Annotated in this window: 14 protein-coding genes; 12 read left to right on the top strand and 2 right to left on the bottom strand. The window is 67.7% G+C overall.

From position 1 onward, the window contains the following. Positions 1-188 precede the first annotated feature (188 nt). On the top strand, positions 189-590 hold the full coding sequence (locus ABZW60_RS35870; protein ID WP_355484595.1) for a VOC family protein: 402 nt from the start codon (positions 189-191) through the stop codon (positions 588-590). Positions 591-595: 5 nt separating this feature from the next. Next, on the top strand, positions 596-1,030 hold the full coding sequence (locus ABZW60_RS35865; protein ID WP_355484594.1) for a GNAT family N-acetyltransferase: 435 nt from the start codon (positions 596-598) through the stop codon (positions 1,028-1,030). A gap of 47 nt (positions 1,031-1,077) precedes the next feature. Here ABZW60_RS35865 and trxA read toward each other — a convergent pair whose 3' ends face one another. Further along, the gene (trxA, locus tag ABZW60_RS35860; protein WP_355484592.1) at positions 1,078-1,467 is read right to left on the bottom strand and encodes a thioredoxin; all 390 of its coding nucleotides are present in this window, start codon (positions 1,465-1,467) and stop codon (positions 1,078-1,080) included. A 150-nt stretch (positions 1,468-1,617) separates the two neighbouring features. Next, entirely contained in the window at positions 1,618-2,493 is an 876-nt protein-coding gene (locus ABZW60_RS35855; RefSeq protein WP_355484590.1) for an aldo/keto reductase, read from the bottom strand. 688 nt (positions 2,494-3,181) lie between these two features. Here ABZW60_RS35855 and ABZW60_RS35850 point away from each other — a divergent pair. The 10 genes from ABZW60_RS35850 (at position 3,182) to ABZW60_RS35805 (ending at position 15,880) form a co-directional block, all read left to right on the top strand. Further along, positions 3,182-4,216 carry a conjugal transfer protein gene (locus ABZW60_RS35850; RefSeq protein ID WP_355484588.1) on the top strand — a complete coding sequence of 345 codons (1,035 nt, stop codon included), beginning with the start codon at positions 3,182-3,184 and terminating at the stop codon, positions 4,214-4,216. Between the two features lie 49 nt (positions 4,217-4,265). Continuing rightward, a complete protein-coding gene (locus tag ABZW60_RS35845; RefSeq protein ID WP_132157243.1) occupies positions 4,266-4,553 on the top strand; it encodes a hypothetical protein in 288 nt (95 codons plus the stop codon). After that, positions 4,553-5,116 carry a hypothetical protein gene (locus tag ABZW60_RS35840; RefSeq protein ID WP_355484586.1) on the top strand — a complete coding sequence of 188 codons (564 nt, stop codon included), beginning with the start codon at positions 4,553-4,555 and terminating at the stop codon, positions 5,114-5,116. Before ABZW60_RS35845 ends, ABZW60_RS35840 begins: the two co-directional genes overlap by 1 nt. Then, the gene (locus ABZW60_RS35835; protein ID WP_355484585.1) at positions 5,113-8,490 is read left to right on the top strand and encodes an ATP-binding protein; all 3,378 of its coding nucleotides are present in this window, start codon (positions 5,113-5,115) and stop codon (positions 8,488-8,490) included. Before ABZW60_RS35840 ends, ABZW60_RS35835 begins: the two co-directional genes overlap by 4 nt. Next, the gene (locus ABZW60_RS35830) at positions 8,487-10,517 is read left to right on the top strand and encodes a hypothetical protein (protein WP_355484583.1); all 2,031 of its coding nucleotides are present in this window, start codon (positions 8,487-8,489) and stop codon (positions 10,515-10,517) included. The genes ABZW60_RS35835 and ABZW60_RS35830 overlap by 4 nt, the downstream gene beginning before the upstream one ends. Before the next feature lie 7 nt (positions 10,518-10,524). Beyond that, on the top strand, positions 10,525-11,394 hold the full coding sequence (locus tag ABZW60_RS35825; protein ID WP_355484581.1) for a hypothetical protein: 870 nt from the start codon (positions 10,525-10,527) through the stop codon (positions 11,392-11,394). Positions 11,395-11,416: 22 nt separating this feature from the next. Beyond that, entirely contained in the window at positions 11,417-12,556 is a 1,140-nt protein-coding gene (locus tag ABZW60_RS35820) for a hypothetical protein (RefSeq protein ID WP_355484580.1), read from the top strand. Between the two features lie 21 nt (positions 12,557-12,577). Continuing rightward, on the top strand, positions 12,578-13,627 hold the full coding sequence (locus ABZW60_RS35815; RefSeq protein ID WP_355484578.1) for a hypothetical protein: 1,050 nt from the start codon (positions 12,578-12,580) through the stop codon (positions 13,625-13,627). Between the two features lie 269 nt (positions 13,628-13,896). Beyond that, positions 13,897-14,289 carry a hypothetical protein gene (locus ABZW60_RS35810; RefSeq protein ID WP_355484576.1) on the top strand — a complete coding sequence of 131 codons (393 nt, stop codon included), beginning with the start codon at positions 13,897-13,899 and terminating at the stop codon, positions 14,287-14,289. 124 nt (positions 14,290-14,413) lie between these two features. After that, on the top strand, positions 14,414-15,880 hold the full coding sequence (locus tag ABZW60_RS35805; protein WP_355484575.1) for a M36 family metallopeptidase: 1,467 nt from the start codon (positions 14,414-14,416) through the stop codon (positions 15,878-15,880). Positions 15,881-15,905 lie beyond the last annotated feature (25 nt).

Below are 15,905 nucleotides of genomic sequence, written 5' to 3'. Positions count from 1 at the left end.
CTCCGTCCCCGCTGACCGTCACCTCGAGCAGCCCCTTCGGTGACCCTCCTCGGGCAGCACCTCATCTGCCCGCGCCACCACCGGCCACCACGACGCCGCTCCGGTCAGCCTCGAGAGCGGGCCCTGGCGATCTTTCTCCTGCCCAGGGCCCGCTCTTTTCTGTCGGTGGGCTGTGGGACGGTGCTGCCATGGTGCTCAGGTGGTACACGGTCGTGATCGACTGCCACGACGTCCGCAAGCAGGCGGCCTGGTGGGCCGAGGCGTTCGGCTGGAAGACGATCATCGAAACCGATGACGAATGTGTGAACGTGCCGGGCTGGGTCGAGCCGGACACCGTCCGGGACATCCCGTGGGAGCGGATCGGCCCCGGGATGGTGTTCGTCCCGGTGCCCGAGGGCAAAACGGTCAAGAACCGTCTGCACCTCGACTTCGCCCCGCACACCAGTCAGGACCGCGACGCCGAGATCGCCCGCCTCGAAGCCCTGGGCGCCCGACGCGTGGAAGTCGGCCAGTCGGACGATTCCACCTGGACAGTCCTCGCCGACCCAGAAGGCAACGAGTTCTGCGTCCTCAGCTCCCGCGACTACTGAGCCCTATGCTCGCAATCGAATCCGTCGTCTCGCCGAACCACATCCCCGAGCTGACTGCCCTGATGCGCACGGCCTGGTGGATGACGGATCGCACTACGGCCGACGTCGCTCACCTGCTGGACCACTCGGACCTGCTCTTCGCCGTCACCCACGACCCGACGGGCGAGCTGGCCGGCTTCGCCCGGGTCCTGACCGACTACGGGCACGTCGCCCTGCTCCTCGACGTCATCGTCGCCGAGCCGCACCGCGGCTCCGGCGTCGGCGCCGCGCTCCTGGACGCCGTCGTGACCCACCCAGCACTCGCGGACGTCCGCAGTCTCGAGCTGGTCTGCCAGCCCGAGCTGATCCCGTTCTACGCCCGCTGGGGCTTCACGACCGAGGTCGGTACGTCCCACCTGATGCGCCGCACCACCGACCCCCGCCTGCGCGCCCAGGCCTGACACAACAAATCCGGGAGCTCAGTGGCTCCCGGATCGGTTGGGGTGGATCAGTGGGTGTGCGGCTCGGTGCCGTGCTCTGCCTCGTGGGCGGCGATCTGGGACTTGACCTCTTCCATGTCGACCGCGCGCAGCTGGCCGATCAGGTCCTCCAGGCTGGCCGCCGGCAGCGCACCGGCCTGCGAGTACAGGACGACGCCGTCGCGGACCGCCATCAGGGTCGGGATGGACCGGATCTGGAAGGCCTGCGCCAGCTCGACCTGAGCCTCGGTGTCGACCTTGCCGAAGGTGATGTCACCGTGCGTCTCGGACGACTTCTCGAACACCGGCCCGAACATCTTGCACGGGCCACACCACTCGGCCCAGAAATCCACCAGCACCAGGCCGTCGCTACCGACCACCTCGTTGAAGTTCTCCTGGGTCAGCTCGACCGTTGCCACTACGACCTCCGAAAGTAGATGAGTACGCCGTAGTCAACACCGACCGCCCCCGGACTTGTTCCCGCACCCCGGCGGCCGCCGTACGGCGATCTCGTAGGCCGTACGGCATGACCGGAATGCGGAGTCTCGTATGTGACCTGGGCCACGTTCTCAGATGGGCATGTCCACGAAGGGTGACGCGTAGTCCCGCACCTCGTCGAGGATCGACGCGGCGGCCTCGGGGGTGAGCTCGGCCCGCTCGCGCTCTGCGACGATCATCTGCTGCAGCAGCCGGGTCTCACCCGCCGTAGCCAGACCGGTGATCTCCGGATGCCCGTTGAGCAGCCACGCGGTCGCCGCGGTGATGTAGCGCTGCTCGTCGAACGGCCGGTACCACGTGTCGTACGCCTTCTGCTCGCCCTCGGCCCAGTTCCGCCGGGCGATCATCTTGATCGTCATCAGCGCGGCGTCCGACGCCTTGACGGCGTCCACGAGCGCGGCGTAGTCGGCGGCGTACTGCGGATCCGTGGACAGCTTGTAGTTGAGCGGCGTGAGCACGCTGTCGAAGTCGAACCGGCGCAGTCCCTCGGTGTGCACCGACGGCGCCTGGGCGGTGTGGCCGGTGATCCCGATCGCGCGGACCATCCCCTCGTCCTTGGCCCGGATCGCCGCTTCGAGCGATCCGCCCTTGCCCGTGACGAGATCGAGGTTCTCCAAGTCGCAGACAGCGTGCATCTGGATCAGATCGACGTGGTCGGTCTGCAATCGCTCGAGCGAGCGGTTGATCTCGCTCCAGGCCTCCTCGAACGTCCGGCGGCCGGTCTTGGTGGCGAGGAAGATCCGGTCCCGGATCTCCGGCATCCGCGGCCCGAGGCGCAGCTCGGCGTCGCCGTAGTCGGCGGCGACGTCGAAGTGGTTGATGCCGGCGTCGAGGGCTTCCTGGATCGACGCGTCGGCGCGGTCCTGGTCGACGCCGCCGAGCGACGCGGCGCCGTAGATCAGTACCGAGCTCTGGTGGCCGAGCCTGCCCAGTCGGCGAGTTTCCATCCTGGTCCTCCAGGGGTAGCAGGGGTCACTCCGACCTTATGCCCGTGACCGCCGTCGGCAAGCGGTTGTCCACAGCCGAATTTGACCCCGTCCGCGCGGGAGAGTTTTCCACAGGGTGACCATCGGATCGGTTACTATGCGTGATCAGTGGTGCGGTCTTTTACCATGTCCTTCGCACGGATTTTCGAACCTGTCCGCGGCGTGTGGCATGGTGTGCGCTGCCCGGCCGACCCGAGCGGGCATGAGAGAGGAGCTATGACGACGGTACCGAAGGTGTCACTCTTGGCCGGGAACTGTGACGGTAAGGGTGGCACTGCCCGCGAGCGGGGTAACAGTATGGCTGCGGGGAGCGATGGACCATCGGGATCCTGGCTTCAGGTCTCCCGGAGGGCGGTTGCTTGCCGTATCCTCCCGGCTACTGTCCGCGTAACTGCTGTCTGAGGGGCGGGTAGGGATGAGTTGGTGGCGAACGTTACTGAATCTGCCGCCAAAAGGTGAGCATTGGTCGGACCAGCGCCGGACCAGGAAGCCGGGTAAAGGACGCCCGCAGAGCACCGCGCCGGAGTGGTGGGCCCACCCCGGCGGGCCGGTGTCACCTACCCCTCGCCAGGCGCAGGGGGTAGCGGCGCAGTACGCCGCTCCGCAGAGCCAGACCCCGCCGGCCCAGGGTCCGCCGCCCGGTGGCGTGATGGCCCCGCCCCGCCGTCCGGGTCCGCAGCGTCCGTCCGAGACCCCGCCGCAGGAGCCGGGCCGCCGTACACCCGAGCGTCTGAAACAGCGTTCGCCGCATGGATCGCACGCGGCGCCCGGACCGGCCCGCGAGGTGCTCGAGCCCGGGCAGACACCGTGGTCGACCGAGCCGGAGTCCTCGTTCTCCACGTGGGCCCGGCGGTTCTTCCGCGGCCTCGTGGTCGTCGTGCTGCTGCTGGCCGCCATCAGCGGCATCCGCTCGTGGATCGCTCCGAACAAGCCCGCCGAGACGGTGGTCAGCGGACAGAGCAGCTTCCCGGCGGCCGACGCGAGCGCGGTCGCGACGCGCTACGCGATCTCGTACCTGACCTGGGACGAGAACAACCCGGACGCCCGTCCGGCGCAGATCGGTCTCGACCTGGCCTCCGGCCTGGACAGCCGCGCGGGCTGGAACGGTCGCGGCAAGCAGACCGCCGACGTGGCGTACCCGGGAGAGGTCAAGGCCGACTCCAACGGCGTCACGGCCGTGGTCGACGTCCGCGTCCGCGTCTACACGTTCACCCGGCAGGGCAAGAACTGGGCCGCCGGACCGATCACCTGGGAGCGCATCTCGGTGCCGGTCGCGCGGACCGCGTCCCGGGTGGTGGTCAGCGGGCCGCCGACGTTCGTCCCGGACGAGCGGGCGCCGCTGCCCAGCAACATGCCGGACGCCGGCAAGCCCGACGAGGACCTCACGACGGCGACCGAGAAGGACGCGGAAGCCTTCTTCTCGGCCTACGCGGAGTCCGACAACAAGGTGTCCGCGGTGACCGCGCCGGGCTCGACCATCCGCAGCCTGAACGGTGCGGTGAAGTTCGGCGAACTGAAGGACTGGCAGGTGTACGCCGGCAACGACGACGAGCGGCGGGCGACCGCCGCCGTCACCTGGAACGGCGTGGGCGACACCACGCTCGACCAGACCTACACGCTCACGCTGCGGCGCACTGTCGCCACGGACGGAGCACAGCGATGGCAAGTGGCTGCCGTCGGATGAATCCAGCGACTGGCCATCGGATGACCGAGGCAACAAGGGAGACACCGCAATGATGACGCACGAACTGGCTGCGAGCGTGGTTCAGCTTGCCGTGCCCATGGCCGACAGCAACGTACCTACGGGCGCGGACTTCAAGGACTGGGTCCTGGTCATCGCGGGGAACATCTTCATCGCCATCCTCGTGCTGCGCGCCATCGGTCACTACTTCAAGCGCGAGTGGGGCGAACTGTTCGGCCACATCGCGGCCGGGGTGCTGGTCGGCGGGCTGATCTACGCCAACAACCAGACGATCAACGTGCTCAAGGGCTTTTGGGGATTGCTCTCCGGAGGCAATTGATGCGCGTCGGCCGTACCCTTACCCACCACTTCGAGATCGAGACCCGGCAGTACGACCTGCTCGGGATCGACCTCGGAGAAGGCGCCCGGCGCCGGATGATCATCTTCGGTGCGGTGGTCATCGTGCTCTGGGTCGCACTGCTGTTCCCGTTCATCGGCGTACCGCAGAAACCCACCGTGAGTCTGTACATCGTGCCGCCGTTCGTGATCACCGCGTTCGGCTGGCGCTCCGGCAAGTTCCACGAACGGCGCCGCCGCGTGACCGAGTGGGCGTTGTCGGTCCGGTACGCGTTACGGGCGCACCGCCCGATCATCGGCCTCGGCGCCCGCGCCGCCGACAAGTCGGAGTACCTGCCCTGGCGGGAACGCATCTCGACCCGGAAGGTGGCCGACCTGGCCAAGGCCCGGGTCACGCCGGAGTGGGAGCGCGAGGTCGTGGTGGAGGTCGACCCGAGGGTCCGCGCGGGCGCGGACATCACCGTCAACCAGCGGGCCCGCCTGCTGGGTTCTGATTACGTACAACGGGTGAGTCGAAGGACGTCGTCAGGAAAGGGCCGCGAATGAAGATCGCTGACAAGCTCTTGAACCTGGTGGGGGTCGGCCGCGAGCGCGGCTTACCGCCACCTCGTCTTGTTGCTATTGCCGACGGTCTGCTGGTGACCGAGCGCAGCGCCGAGGCGTGGTTCCTGATCTCGGTGGCCAACACCGACCTGGCCACCGAGGCCGAGCAGGACGCCGCCCTGGACGCCGCGGTCAGCGCCGCGGCGACCATCCTCGGCGACCGGCTCAGCCACCTGAAGGTGGTGTGGGGCCGTTCGACCGGCCAGGACTACATCGACTCGGTCGGCGGCCACTACCGGCTCGGCGACCACGAGGCGTGGGCGCAGACCCGGGCCGACCGGATCGACGAGATGCGGATGCCCGAGCGGTACGTCGCGCTCGGCGTCCACCTGTCCGACCGTGACCCGAGGGCAACGGCCCAGGTCCGCGGCTCGATCAGCGACGCCCTCGGTACGACGTCGTGGCGGGTCAGCGCGCGGGAGCTCGCACACCTCGACGAGCGGGTGCGCAAGCTCGCTCGTCAGCTCGGCTCGACCGTCTGGCGGGCGCACACCGCGCCGGCCGAGGTGATCTCCTGGCTGATCAGCCGCGAGATGCACCGCGGTGCGGTCGCGGCCCCCCGACGCGGTCTGATCACCGGCGCCTCGCTGGCCCGGCTGACGTCCGGCCGCGTCGTGCCGTACACCGACCACCTCAGGATCTACGACACCCGCGGCCAGATCGCGGCGTACACGTCGGTCCTGGCGATGACCGACTTCCCCGAGGAGCTCGAGACACCGGGCGCGGGGGAGTGGCTGCGGACGCTGTCCGAGATCAAGGCGATCGACGACGACGGCGAGGAGATCGACGTCACCGTCGAGGCCTCGGTCCGGTTCCGCGTCCTGACGAAGAAGACCGCGCGCAACCTGGTCGACGAGACCCGGAAGAGCGCGAAGGAGCAACGCCGCTCGGCCGCCAAGGGCACCGCGGAGGAGACCGCCGACGAGATCGTGGAGACCGAGCGCGTGATGCGCGAGGTCAAGCGCGACATCAACCGGAGCGGTCTGACCCTTGTCGAAGATCACCCACGCCTGCTGGTCAGCGCGGACACCCGTGAAGACCTCGAGGCCTACGTCGATGCGGTCATCGCGCACTACGCCGATCGGGGCATCACTGTTGCGGCGGGGGCCGACGAGCAGCGCGACCTGTGGCTGGAGTCCTTGCCAGGCGACCAGTTGCGCGTCCCTGACCTCGGGCACGTGCGTGAGTCGACCGCGTTCTTCGGGTCCTGGTTCTGGGGCGGTGCGTCGATCGGTGACGCCACGGGCCCGGCTATTGGCTACCTGACGGGCTCTACTCCCGGCCTGGTGCGTTTTGACGCCGCGGCCGGCTCTGCGCTCGGTGACGCGACCACGACGCTGTTCCTTGGCCGGTCGGGTCGAGGGAAGACGACTGCCGCGATGATGGGCGGCCTGGACTCTGCGTTCGCCGGTGCGTGGGTGCCGTTGCTGGACCTGAAAGGTGACGCCGCAGGTGTGTCAGCGGTTGCCGCGGAGTACGGCGTACCGACTGCTGTCATCGAGATCACCGCGCAGTTCTCCGGTGCCGCAGACCTGCTGCGCGTGCTGCCTGTCGACGACGCGCTGCTGCAGGCGCCGTCCCAGCTGATGCTGCTGCTGCCGCCGCACCTGCGTGGCGCTGCTGAGGCGCCAGTCGTCGCGGCGACGCGTGCCGAGATCCAGTCGCCCGACCCCTCCTCATGGGGCGTCATCCAGCGGCTCTGCAATTCCAATGAGGAGACCGTACGCACGGTTGGCTTCGCACTGCGCGACCTGGTCGAGACAGGCCTTGGTTCTGTCGTCGCCGGACCGCCGTCAGGCCTGTCCTCACTGACGACGAACCCAGGCCTCTGGGTCGTCCAGATGCCCGGCCTGACCCTGCCGTCCCCCGAGTCGGCGCCGGAGTCCTGGTCCCCGATCGAACGCGTCGGCATGGCCTGTCTCCGCGGCTGCCTGGCCTGGATGATCCGCACGACGGGCCGCCGCGAGTTCCGCGGCCGCTCGAAGGTCGTCATCGTCCCCGAGGTCCACCTCCTGACGAAGACCCCCGACGGCGCGTCCTTCCTGGACTACATCGCCCGCGTAGGCCGGGCCCTCGGCGCTTCCCTGGTCCTGGACACCCAGGACCCCGCGTCGATCCTCAAACTCCCCGGCCTCGTCGAGCAGATCACCACCCTGTTCGCCTTCAGCCTCCGCTCCCGCGAACAGGTCGACTCCCTCCTGGAACTGCTCGGCCGCCCGCAGACCCCGCCGTACCAAACCCTGGTTCGAGGCATCAACACCGCCGCCAACGGCAAATCCATCCGCCACGGCCACTGCATCATGCGAGACCGCTGGGACGAAGTAGCCACAGTCCAGATCGACATCCCCAGCCAACGCGTAGCAGCCCTGCTCCGCACCACCCCCGAATCCGAGCACAAGGTCGACACGACCCCGGTCATCCCCGACTACGAGCCGGAAGACCCCTTCGCCGACGACGAGGACCTCTTCGAGCCAGCCTCCTCCGCCCACGCCCAAGCCGGCGCGTCCCACACCCATGCCGGGGCGGCTCACACCCAGCCCGGGACGGCTCACACCCAGCCCGGGACGGCTCACACCCAGCCCGGGACGGCTCACACCCAGCCCGGGACGGCTCACACCCAGCCCGGGGCAGCTCACACACAGGCCGGGGCAGCTCACACCCAGAGCGGGGCGGCTCACGCCCAAGCCGGCGCGGCCCACACCCAAGCCGAGGCGGCTCACACCCAGGCCGGAGCCAGCCCCACACAGGCTGGGGCCACACACGCACAGGCCGGGGCGGCTCACACCCAGGCTGGGGCCAGCCACGCACAGGTCGGGGCCGCGCACCTCCAGACCCCACCCCAAGACGCCCTCACCCAACCGGCACCGCCGGCCACGCCTCCCACCCCAAGCGCCCCGATGCCGACTGCCGCCCCGACGCCCTCGGCGACGCCCGCACCCTCGGCCACGCCCGCACCTTCAGCAACCTCCGCACCCTCGGAGACGCCCGCACCCGCACGCGAGCCCGCGCCCACCCCAATGCCCACAGGCGCCGACACACCGCAGCACACCCCCTCGCAAACGCCGACCCCAGTTCCTGCCGCCGTAGCCCAGCAAAACGGCCATCCCCCCACCCCCAACGGCCAGGACCACTCCGAGGACCACAGCCACCGCCACCCCCTCCGCTACGAGTCCCCCATAGGCCCCGACGAGGTCTACGACCAGGAGGCAGACGAGGCGGCCTACAACGAGGCCATGTACCCCGCCTACGACCCCAAAGAGCCACCCCCCAACGGCTCCGACCAAAATTCCCCCAGCGGCAAGGAGCACGTCGCATGAGATGGCAGCGCCGCACCCGCACGGCGCTCACCGTCCTCTCCATCTCCCTGATCCTCACCTCCCAACTAGCCCTGGCCGCCGACCCCAACCAAGGCCCCACCAACCCCACCGGGTTCGGTGATCTCCTGCCTACGCCGGACCTGACTCACGGCGACTCGAAGACGCTCTTCGAGGAGTACAGCCCAACGGTCTACGGGCTGGACTTCGAGACGAGCTTCCGTGACCCCATGGAAGCCGTGTTCAACGGCTACGCGCACATGGTCATGCTGTACATCGTTGCGATCACTCGCGCGGCGATCTCAGTGGGATGGTGGCTGTTCTCCTTCACGGACATGAAGCCGCTGACTGACACGGCTTCGTCGGCCATCGGCCTGGTGAACACCCAACTCGCCGAGTGGTTGCTGCCATCCGCTCTGGCGTTCGGAGCGATCGCGGCGTATGCACAGCGTCGGGCCAGCGGCAGCTCGATGAGTCAGCTGGTCTGGGTTTTTGCAGCCGGCCTCCTGGCCACGAGTTTCGCCGTCGCTCCGGCAACCTGGTTGCACGGTGTGGACGGCGCGCGGCAGATCGGTTCCGACGCGGTTGTCGGGACGTCTACCGAGGTGCTGGGCTCGACGACGAAGGTGCCACTCGACTGGACTGAACCCAGTTTTGCGGGCTCGAAACGTGACACCTTGCTGCGTAAGTCCGGTGATGCGACCTGGCGTGCCTTCGCGGCGACACCCTGGTGCGTTGCGGAGTTCGGTTCTCTCCAAGCATGTCAGCGTTACGGCAAGGCAATTCTTGACAAGGGCACGGACGGCGACGCGCGTAAGGACTACATCGACAAAGACATCAGCAAGGCCGAGGGCGGCGGCGATGCACCTACAGTGAAGTGGGCGAAGGGCGACAATCCGTTCGGTCGCGTCGGTGTGCTGACCTTGGGAGCCATAGCTGCAACTCTTTTCGCGTTCTTGACGATTTCACTCGCATTCACAGCCCTCATGGCGTTCATCGGCTGCATGATCCTCTTGGTGGTCGGTGTGCTGTTCACCTGTCTGTGGGCTGTCCCCGGCCGAACAAGACAATGGGGGATGAACTGGTTCGAGGCTCTGCTCGGCCTGGTCCTCCAGTCGATCCTCGCCCTCCTCGTGTTCTCGACGACGTTGGCGCTGGTGACGGCAGTCTTCAGCTTGACCGACACACTTGGATGGCTCCCGGTGAGCGGTCTTGCGATCGCGGTTCTCATCGCGGGATTCAGGCTCCGGCGACTCTTCGAGAGCATGAGTTCGATGATGCGCCCAGGAATGGGGAGCCTGGTCATGGGAGGTCTTGCTCGCAGAGGCGCTATGACCGCGGTCCGCCGACTGATGGGCGTCGTGGGCAGCCGTGCTGCGAGCCCGGCCGTCGGAGAGCGCGCCTCGAAGTCGGCATACGACACGCAGGTCCAGCGAACGTCCTCCGTCCGCGTCTTCCGGCAAGCACCGGCGCTCGGAACGAGCTATCGCACGATGACTGCACGACAGGCGCCGGCTCATGCGATGACTGCACCAGAACGTCGAGCGATCGAGCCCGCAGGGGCGTCCGCGACGCGGTCGGGCTCGGGAGGTAGCCAGGAATCGAAGCTCGCGCGGATCAAGGATCAAGCAGGGGCGACCAACGGCGCGACCTCAGCCCAATCCGCCTCCCTTGGTGCGGCGTCGCCCTTCGGGCGGCGACGGACGATCACGGTCGGCTTGTCCGGCGCGCCGTCAGTCCGGCCTGGCAAGGGGACCGGAGGATCTTCATCGGGAGTCGGGGGCGGCGGGTCTTCGAATGCCGAAGCCAGGCCGGCCCGGCACGCGAAGGCCATCAGGAACGACAGCCGCCCCGCGTCCCACAGTCGGTTCGAGCCGAGGGTTCACACACACTCCGCGAGCCTGCGCGACGGACCTCCTAAGGCGGTTCGCGACCGCCGAAAGGCACCGGTCAGCTCGGGCCGACGATACCGCGAGTACTCGAGCGTCACGAAGGACGGCGTGACGGTCATGGTGCCTACCCGCAGGTGACCGGACGATGAAGAGAGGCGGCGACTCCTCGCGTCGTGAGCGCGACGACTTCTCCGACAGGTCCAGGCCCGATGGGCCGACGAACTGGCGGGACATCGTTCGGGCGGACTACGAGTACCCGGACGAGATCGACGAGCTGAGCCGGAAGGAGCGTCGGCGGGCGAAGCGGACCTGGCGTCGCGACGATCACGCACAACGAGTGGCATGGCTGCGTCAGCAGCGGCAGGCCGAGCCTACGAGCCCGGTGACGGTCATTGTCGCTGTGGTGATTCTGGCGATCGTCGTTCTCGGTCTGGGCGGAGGACTGCCCAGGCTGCTGCGAGGCGACGAACCGACATCTGGGGGCGTCGGAGTGCTGACTCCATCACCGCCACCCGACCAGGTGCAGACTCCGAATGCGCCACAGTCGACGACCACGCCCACCGGGCCGGCGACCCTGCAGAACTCCACTCCGCCGATCTTGACCGAGCGTCCGGCCCCGACGGCGACAACCGCTGCGACGGCGACCGTGAACGCTTGGGCGCGAGTTTTCTACACGCGTGATCCGTCCCGGGAGACCTATGCGGACCTCGTCGACAAGACCGCTGCCTACATCACCGCCGAACTCGGAGACGAGCTGCAGTCCGAGGGCGATTCGACGTACGACGCACTCAAGTCCGACGGTGGGCGGTCCACAGTGGCCAACGTCAAGGTCGAGATGCCCAGACCGGACACGGCCCCCGTCGACACGCCGACACGCATCAGTCGTCTCGTCTCTGTCACGATCGATGTCACAGGTAAGCGACCCAACCGAATGGTCTTGCCACTCCTGGTGACCTTCGTTCCGGAGGGCACCGGCTGGGTGATCAGTGACCTGAACGGGGGGACCGGTCCATGAGCGAACGGGGACTCTGATGTTCATGGATCGTGGTACGAGTGTGCTCGGCGCGGGCGCAAGCAAGCTGCTGGGTCTGAAGGCGCTCGGCGTCCTGGTCGTGGTCGGACTGATGAGCCTCATCGTGATCGTTCCGTTCGGTGCCGGTGGTGATCAGTTCCTCGCGAGTTGCCCGCCGGGGAGCGGCGGTTCCCGCGCCGATGATCCGCCCGCGGATGCGCCGACTCGGGCGCGGCAAGTCGCATTCGCCAAGATCATCGACGGTGTCGCCGTGGCGCGGGGCCTTCCTGGGAGGGCGACGCTGATCGCGCTCATGACGGCGCTGCAGGAATCCGGGCTTGAGAACATCGACTACGGCGATCGTGACTCGGTCGGTCTGTTTCAGCAGCGTCCGAGCGCCGGATGGGGAACCGTGCAGCAGATCATGGATCCGACGTATGCGGCCGAGGCCTTCTTCGGTGGTCCGAATCCTCCGAGTCCGCCGGGTCTCGTCGACATCAACGACTGGCCCTCGATGTCGTTCACCGAGGCGGCTCAGGCGGTTCAGGTTTCGGCTTTCCCTGATGCGTACGCGCGTCACGAGCGCACAGCGCGCCAGATCGCCGCGGAGGCCGGTATCGACCTCGAACGCGCGGGAGACCCTTACGCTGGACGTTCTGGACCGAAGCCCACTGCCGGGCCGGCGCAGCCCGCCGACGTCGACGACAATTGCGGCGGAGGCGGCCTGGTCGAGGGGCGGCCCATCAACGGCGTGTGGCCGCCGCAGGTCGCAACCGTGACGGATCCTACGGGTACCGGCGGGCTCGTGACCCAACGCACCGCAGCGTGGGTCGCCCAAGCCCGTGCGGCGCTCGCCAATCCGCCGATGAGTTGCTGGGACGCTCACGTCTGGAACCCGACGAGCGACCATCCGAAGGGAAAGGCCTGTGACGTCTTCGTCGGCGGTGATTCACGGCGGTCCGTTGCAGCAAGAGCCAAAGGCGACCGCATCGCGAACTGGGCGATTCAAACCGCGGGAACTACCGGCATGCACTACGTCATCTGGTACGGAAAGATCTGGAGTGCGCGCACCGGGCAGTGGAAGCCGTACAACGGTGGTGGCGTCTACAATCCGAGCGATGCGACAGGTGGCCACTACGATCACGTTCACGTGTCCCTCTACTGACGTCGACGACCGGGGCGGTACATGAACAACTCGCAGAACCCGGGCGATCGTCCCGATGATGGCTCCCGGGAGCATGGTTCTCGCGACTCGACGCCGAACACACCTGGTGGGGACAGCGCGGTGCCGCAGGTTCCGTTCGACGGCGGGCCTGGACGCGAGCAGCGCGCGATCGGTGGCACCCCGCCAACGGGCGCTCCCGGTGGCGGAGGCATGGTCGCTGCCGAGTTCGTGTCCATGCTGCTCTGGGCAGCCGCAAGCTTCGTCATCATCTACTGGCTCTCAGGAACATTCGACTGGAGCTGGGCTGTTGTCGTTGGCGCATGGCTCCTGACCGGGCTGATCGTGTTGTGGCCGGGGTCGGACGCCCTCATCGCGCGATTTCTTCTCGGGCTACGCCGGCCGACGATGGTGGAGAACCAGCGCCTGGCCCCCATCTGGTACGCGGTGGCGAACAGATCCGGAGTCGACCCGAGCAGGTTCACCCTGTGGATCGAAAGAGCAGAGACTCCCACTGGTTCGGGAACCGGGGGTAACACGGTCTCCGTCACGAGCTGGGCGCTCTACACCTTGCCGCCGAGTCATTTGGAGGCGGCGATCGCCCATAACCTCTCCGTGCGTCGTCATGGTTACCAGTGGCTGAGCCGCGTGCTGCATTGGTACTCGGCGCCGGCGCGGATCGTCGGCTTCGTGGTGTGGCAGCTGCTGAAACTCAGTCGTACGATCCCGGCGGTGGGGTGCACAATCATCGGCTTCCTGCTGGTTGCATACCTGGGACTCATCGTCGGCGCGCTGATCTTCTATGACAGCCTTGCGGTGCCCTTGGCCTTTCTCGCGCCGTTGTTCTCACCGTTGCTCTTCATCGGTGCGAACAAGCTCGCGGAACGGATGGCTGATCATGCGACAAGCGACCTCGGCTACGGCCGCAAGTTCCTCGAGGTGCTCTACGGATGGCAAGCACAGCACGAGGGCGAGCAGCGTCACGGGGGATTCACGCAACCTGACTGGCTCACCGGCCAGCCATCGGTGGCGGAACGGATCAGTGCTCTCGAGGTATATCTGCAGCGTCGCTGACAGCAGACCGCGGCGCACGGAGTCGGATCCAGATGCGCCGCGGTCCGATCGACATCAACGGTGTTGCTGCACCTCCATCGACCCCGTCGATCGTACTCCGGTCGCGGCGCTGCTCAGCTCGTGCTGATCGGTCTCCTCGTGGCCGGGGCACTCGTTCAACCACTTCCCTTCAGCGCAACGCGGGCTCTGCCACCTCGAGTACGTCGGCATGCACGCCCGACGAGAGGCTGGAAGCCTTCCAGCGTTGGGCCGACGCGACGATCGGCGATGTGGCGTGGACTGTGTTCGAGGTCGAGTTCGCGACTCGTGCGCGGCAGGACGAGCAGGTTCGGCGGGGCCTTGCGGAGCGGAACGCCCGGATCCGGGACGCGGTGACGGCTCTGCTGACCGAGCATGCGAACGCCTTCGGTATCGAGTTGCCGATGCCGGCCGAGAACTGTGCCACGGCGTTGCTGAGCCTCGGCGTTGGTCTCGGCGTGCAGCGGGCGACCGACCCGGAGGTCGGCGTGGCGGTGCTCCCAGGAGTGATCCGCCTCCTCGCGGGAGGCCCGGGTAAGCGGGAGGCCCGAGGTAAGAGGGAGGCGCGGGGTAAGCGAGGCCTGGGGTGCGGGAGGCCCGGGGTACAGCGGGAGGCCCGGCGTAAAGCGGGAGACCTGGGGTGAGCGGGGTTTCCCTTGCGGGTGTTCGGCGGCGCGCCGGTTCCCTTCCCAGGGTGTGGTTTGTCGATCTAGGGTTCTACGGACCGTAGTGGTTGCGTAACGCAACAGGAACGTGGGAGGGAATCGGATGAGGAAACGCCGCAAGGCGCTGCTGGCCGTGGCCGCCGGGCTGGTCAGTGTTTCGCTCGGGTTGTCGTTCACCAGTGCCGCGGGGGCTGCGTCGCAGGCAGGGACGGCGAACCCGGACGGGCTGAAGCTGATCAAGACCAAGACGTCGCTGCTCGGCAAGCACTACTGGTACCAGCAGACCTTCAAGGGCCTGCCGGTCATCAACGGGTACTACGCGAAGCACGTGACCAAGGACGGCGCGGTGCAGATCGCCGACGGGCGGGACGCCGTACCGGCGGATCTGGACGTCAGTGCGAAGGTGGCGCCCGCGTCCGCGACCCAGAGCGCGAACGCCGCGGTCACCGCCCGCGCCAACCGGGCGCGGATCGCCGGGCCGAACAAGGACGCCGTGAAGCAGCCGGGCGCGACCAGCGGCGCCGCGCAGCTCGCGGTGATCGGCGGGCCGAACGCGCGCCTGGTCTGGAACGTGACCAGCCGTTCGGCCGAGGGTGTCAGCCGTTCGCTCGTCGACGCGGACACCGGCAGCATCGTCGAGTCGAAGGTGATCAGCGACAACATCGACGGCCGCGGCTCGGTCTTCGACCCGAACCCGGTGGTCAGCGAGCAGAACGAGAAGCTCACCGACCAGAACGACAAGAACCAGGACGCGCTGTTCCTCGCGCAGAAGAACGTGATCCTGCGCAACCTGGACGGGTCGGGCAAGCTCAACGGCACCTACGTCAACATCAAGGAAGCCAAGGGCGGGCTCGCGCAGAGCAAGACCAACACGTTCGTCTACCAGCGGCAGAACGACAAGTTCGAGCAGGTGATGGCGTACTACCACGTCAACCAGACGCAGGAGTACATCCACCAGCTCGGCTTCACCGAGGTGAACAACGAGTCGCAGGACTTCTCGATCGACACCTTCTCCGGTGACAACTCGTTCTACGACCCGTCCACGGACATGATCACGATGGGCGAGGGCGGTGTCGACGACGCCGAGGACGCCGAGGTGATCTGGCACGAGTACGGCCACGCCATGCAGGACGACGTGGTGCCGGGCTTCGGCGAGTCGGAGGAGGCCGGCGCGATGGGCGAGGGCTTCGGCGACTACTGGGCGGTGACGATGTCGGTCCCGGTCAGCAAGGGCTTCGAGCTGCCGTGCGTGATGGACTGGGACGCCACGTCGTACACCTCGACCGAGCCGCACTGCCTGCGCCGTACGGACACCGGCAAGACGATCGACGACAAGACCGGTGAGGTGCACGACGACGGTGAGATCTGGTCGAACGCGCTGTGGGACATCCACCAGGCGCTCGGCCGGACGAAGGCGAACAAGCTGATCCTCGAGGCGACGTTCTTCTACGACCCCGACACCTCGTTCGCCGCCGCGGCCCAGGACACCGTCCAGGCGGCCCGGCTGCTCTACGGCAAGGCCGCCGCGCAGACGGTGACCGACGCCTTCAAGGCCCGCAAGATCCTCTAGCGGTATCAGGTCATGCGCCCACTAC

The organism is Kribbella sp. NPDC003557 (genome assembly GCF_040610805.1).
GTDB lineage: Bacteria > Actinomycetota > Actinomycetes > Propionibacteriales > Kribbellaceae > Kribbella.
Note: the sequence above shows the minus strand (reverse complement) of the source record. Positions and strands in the feature narration are given on the sequence as shown.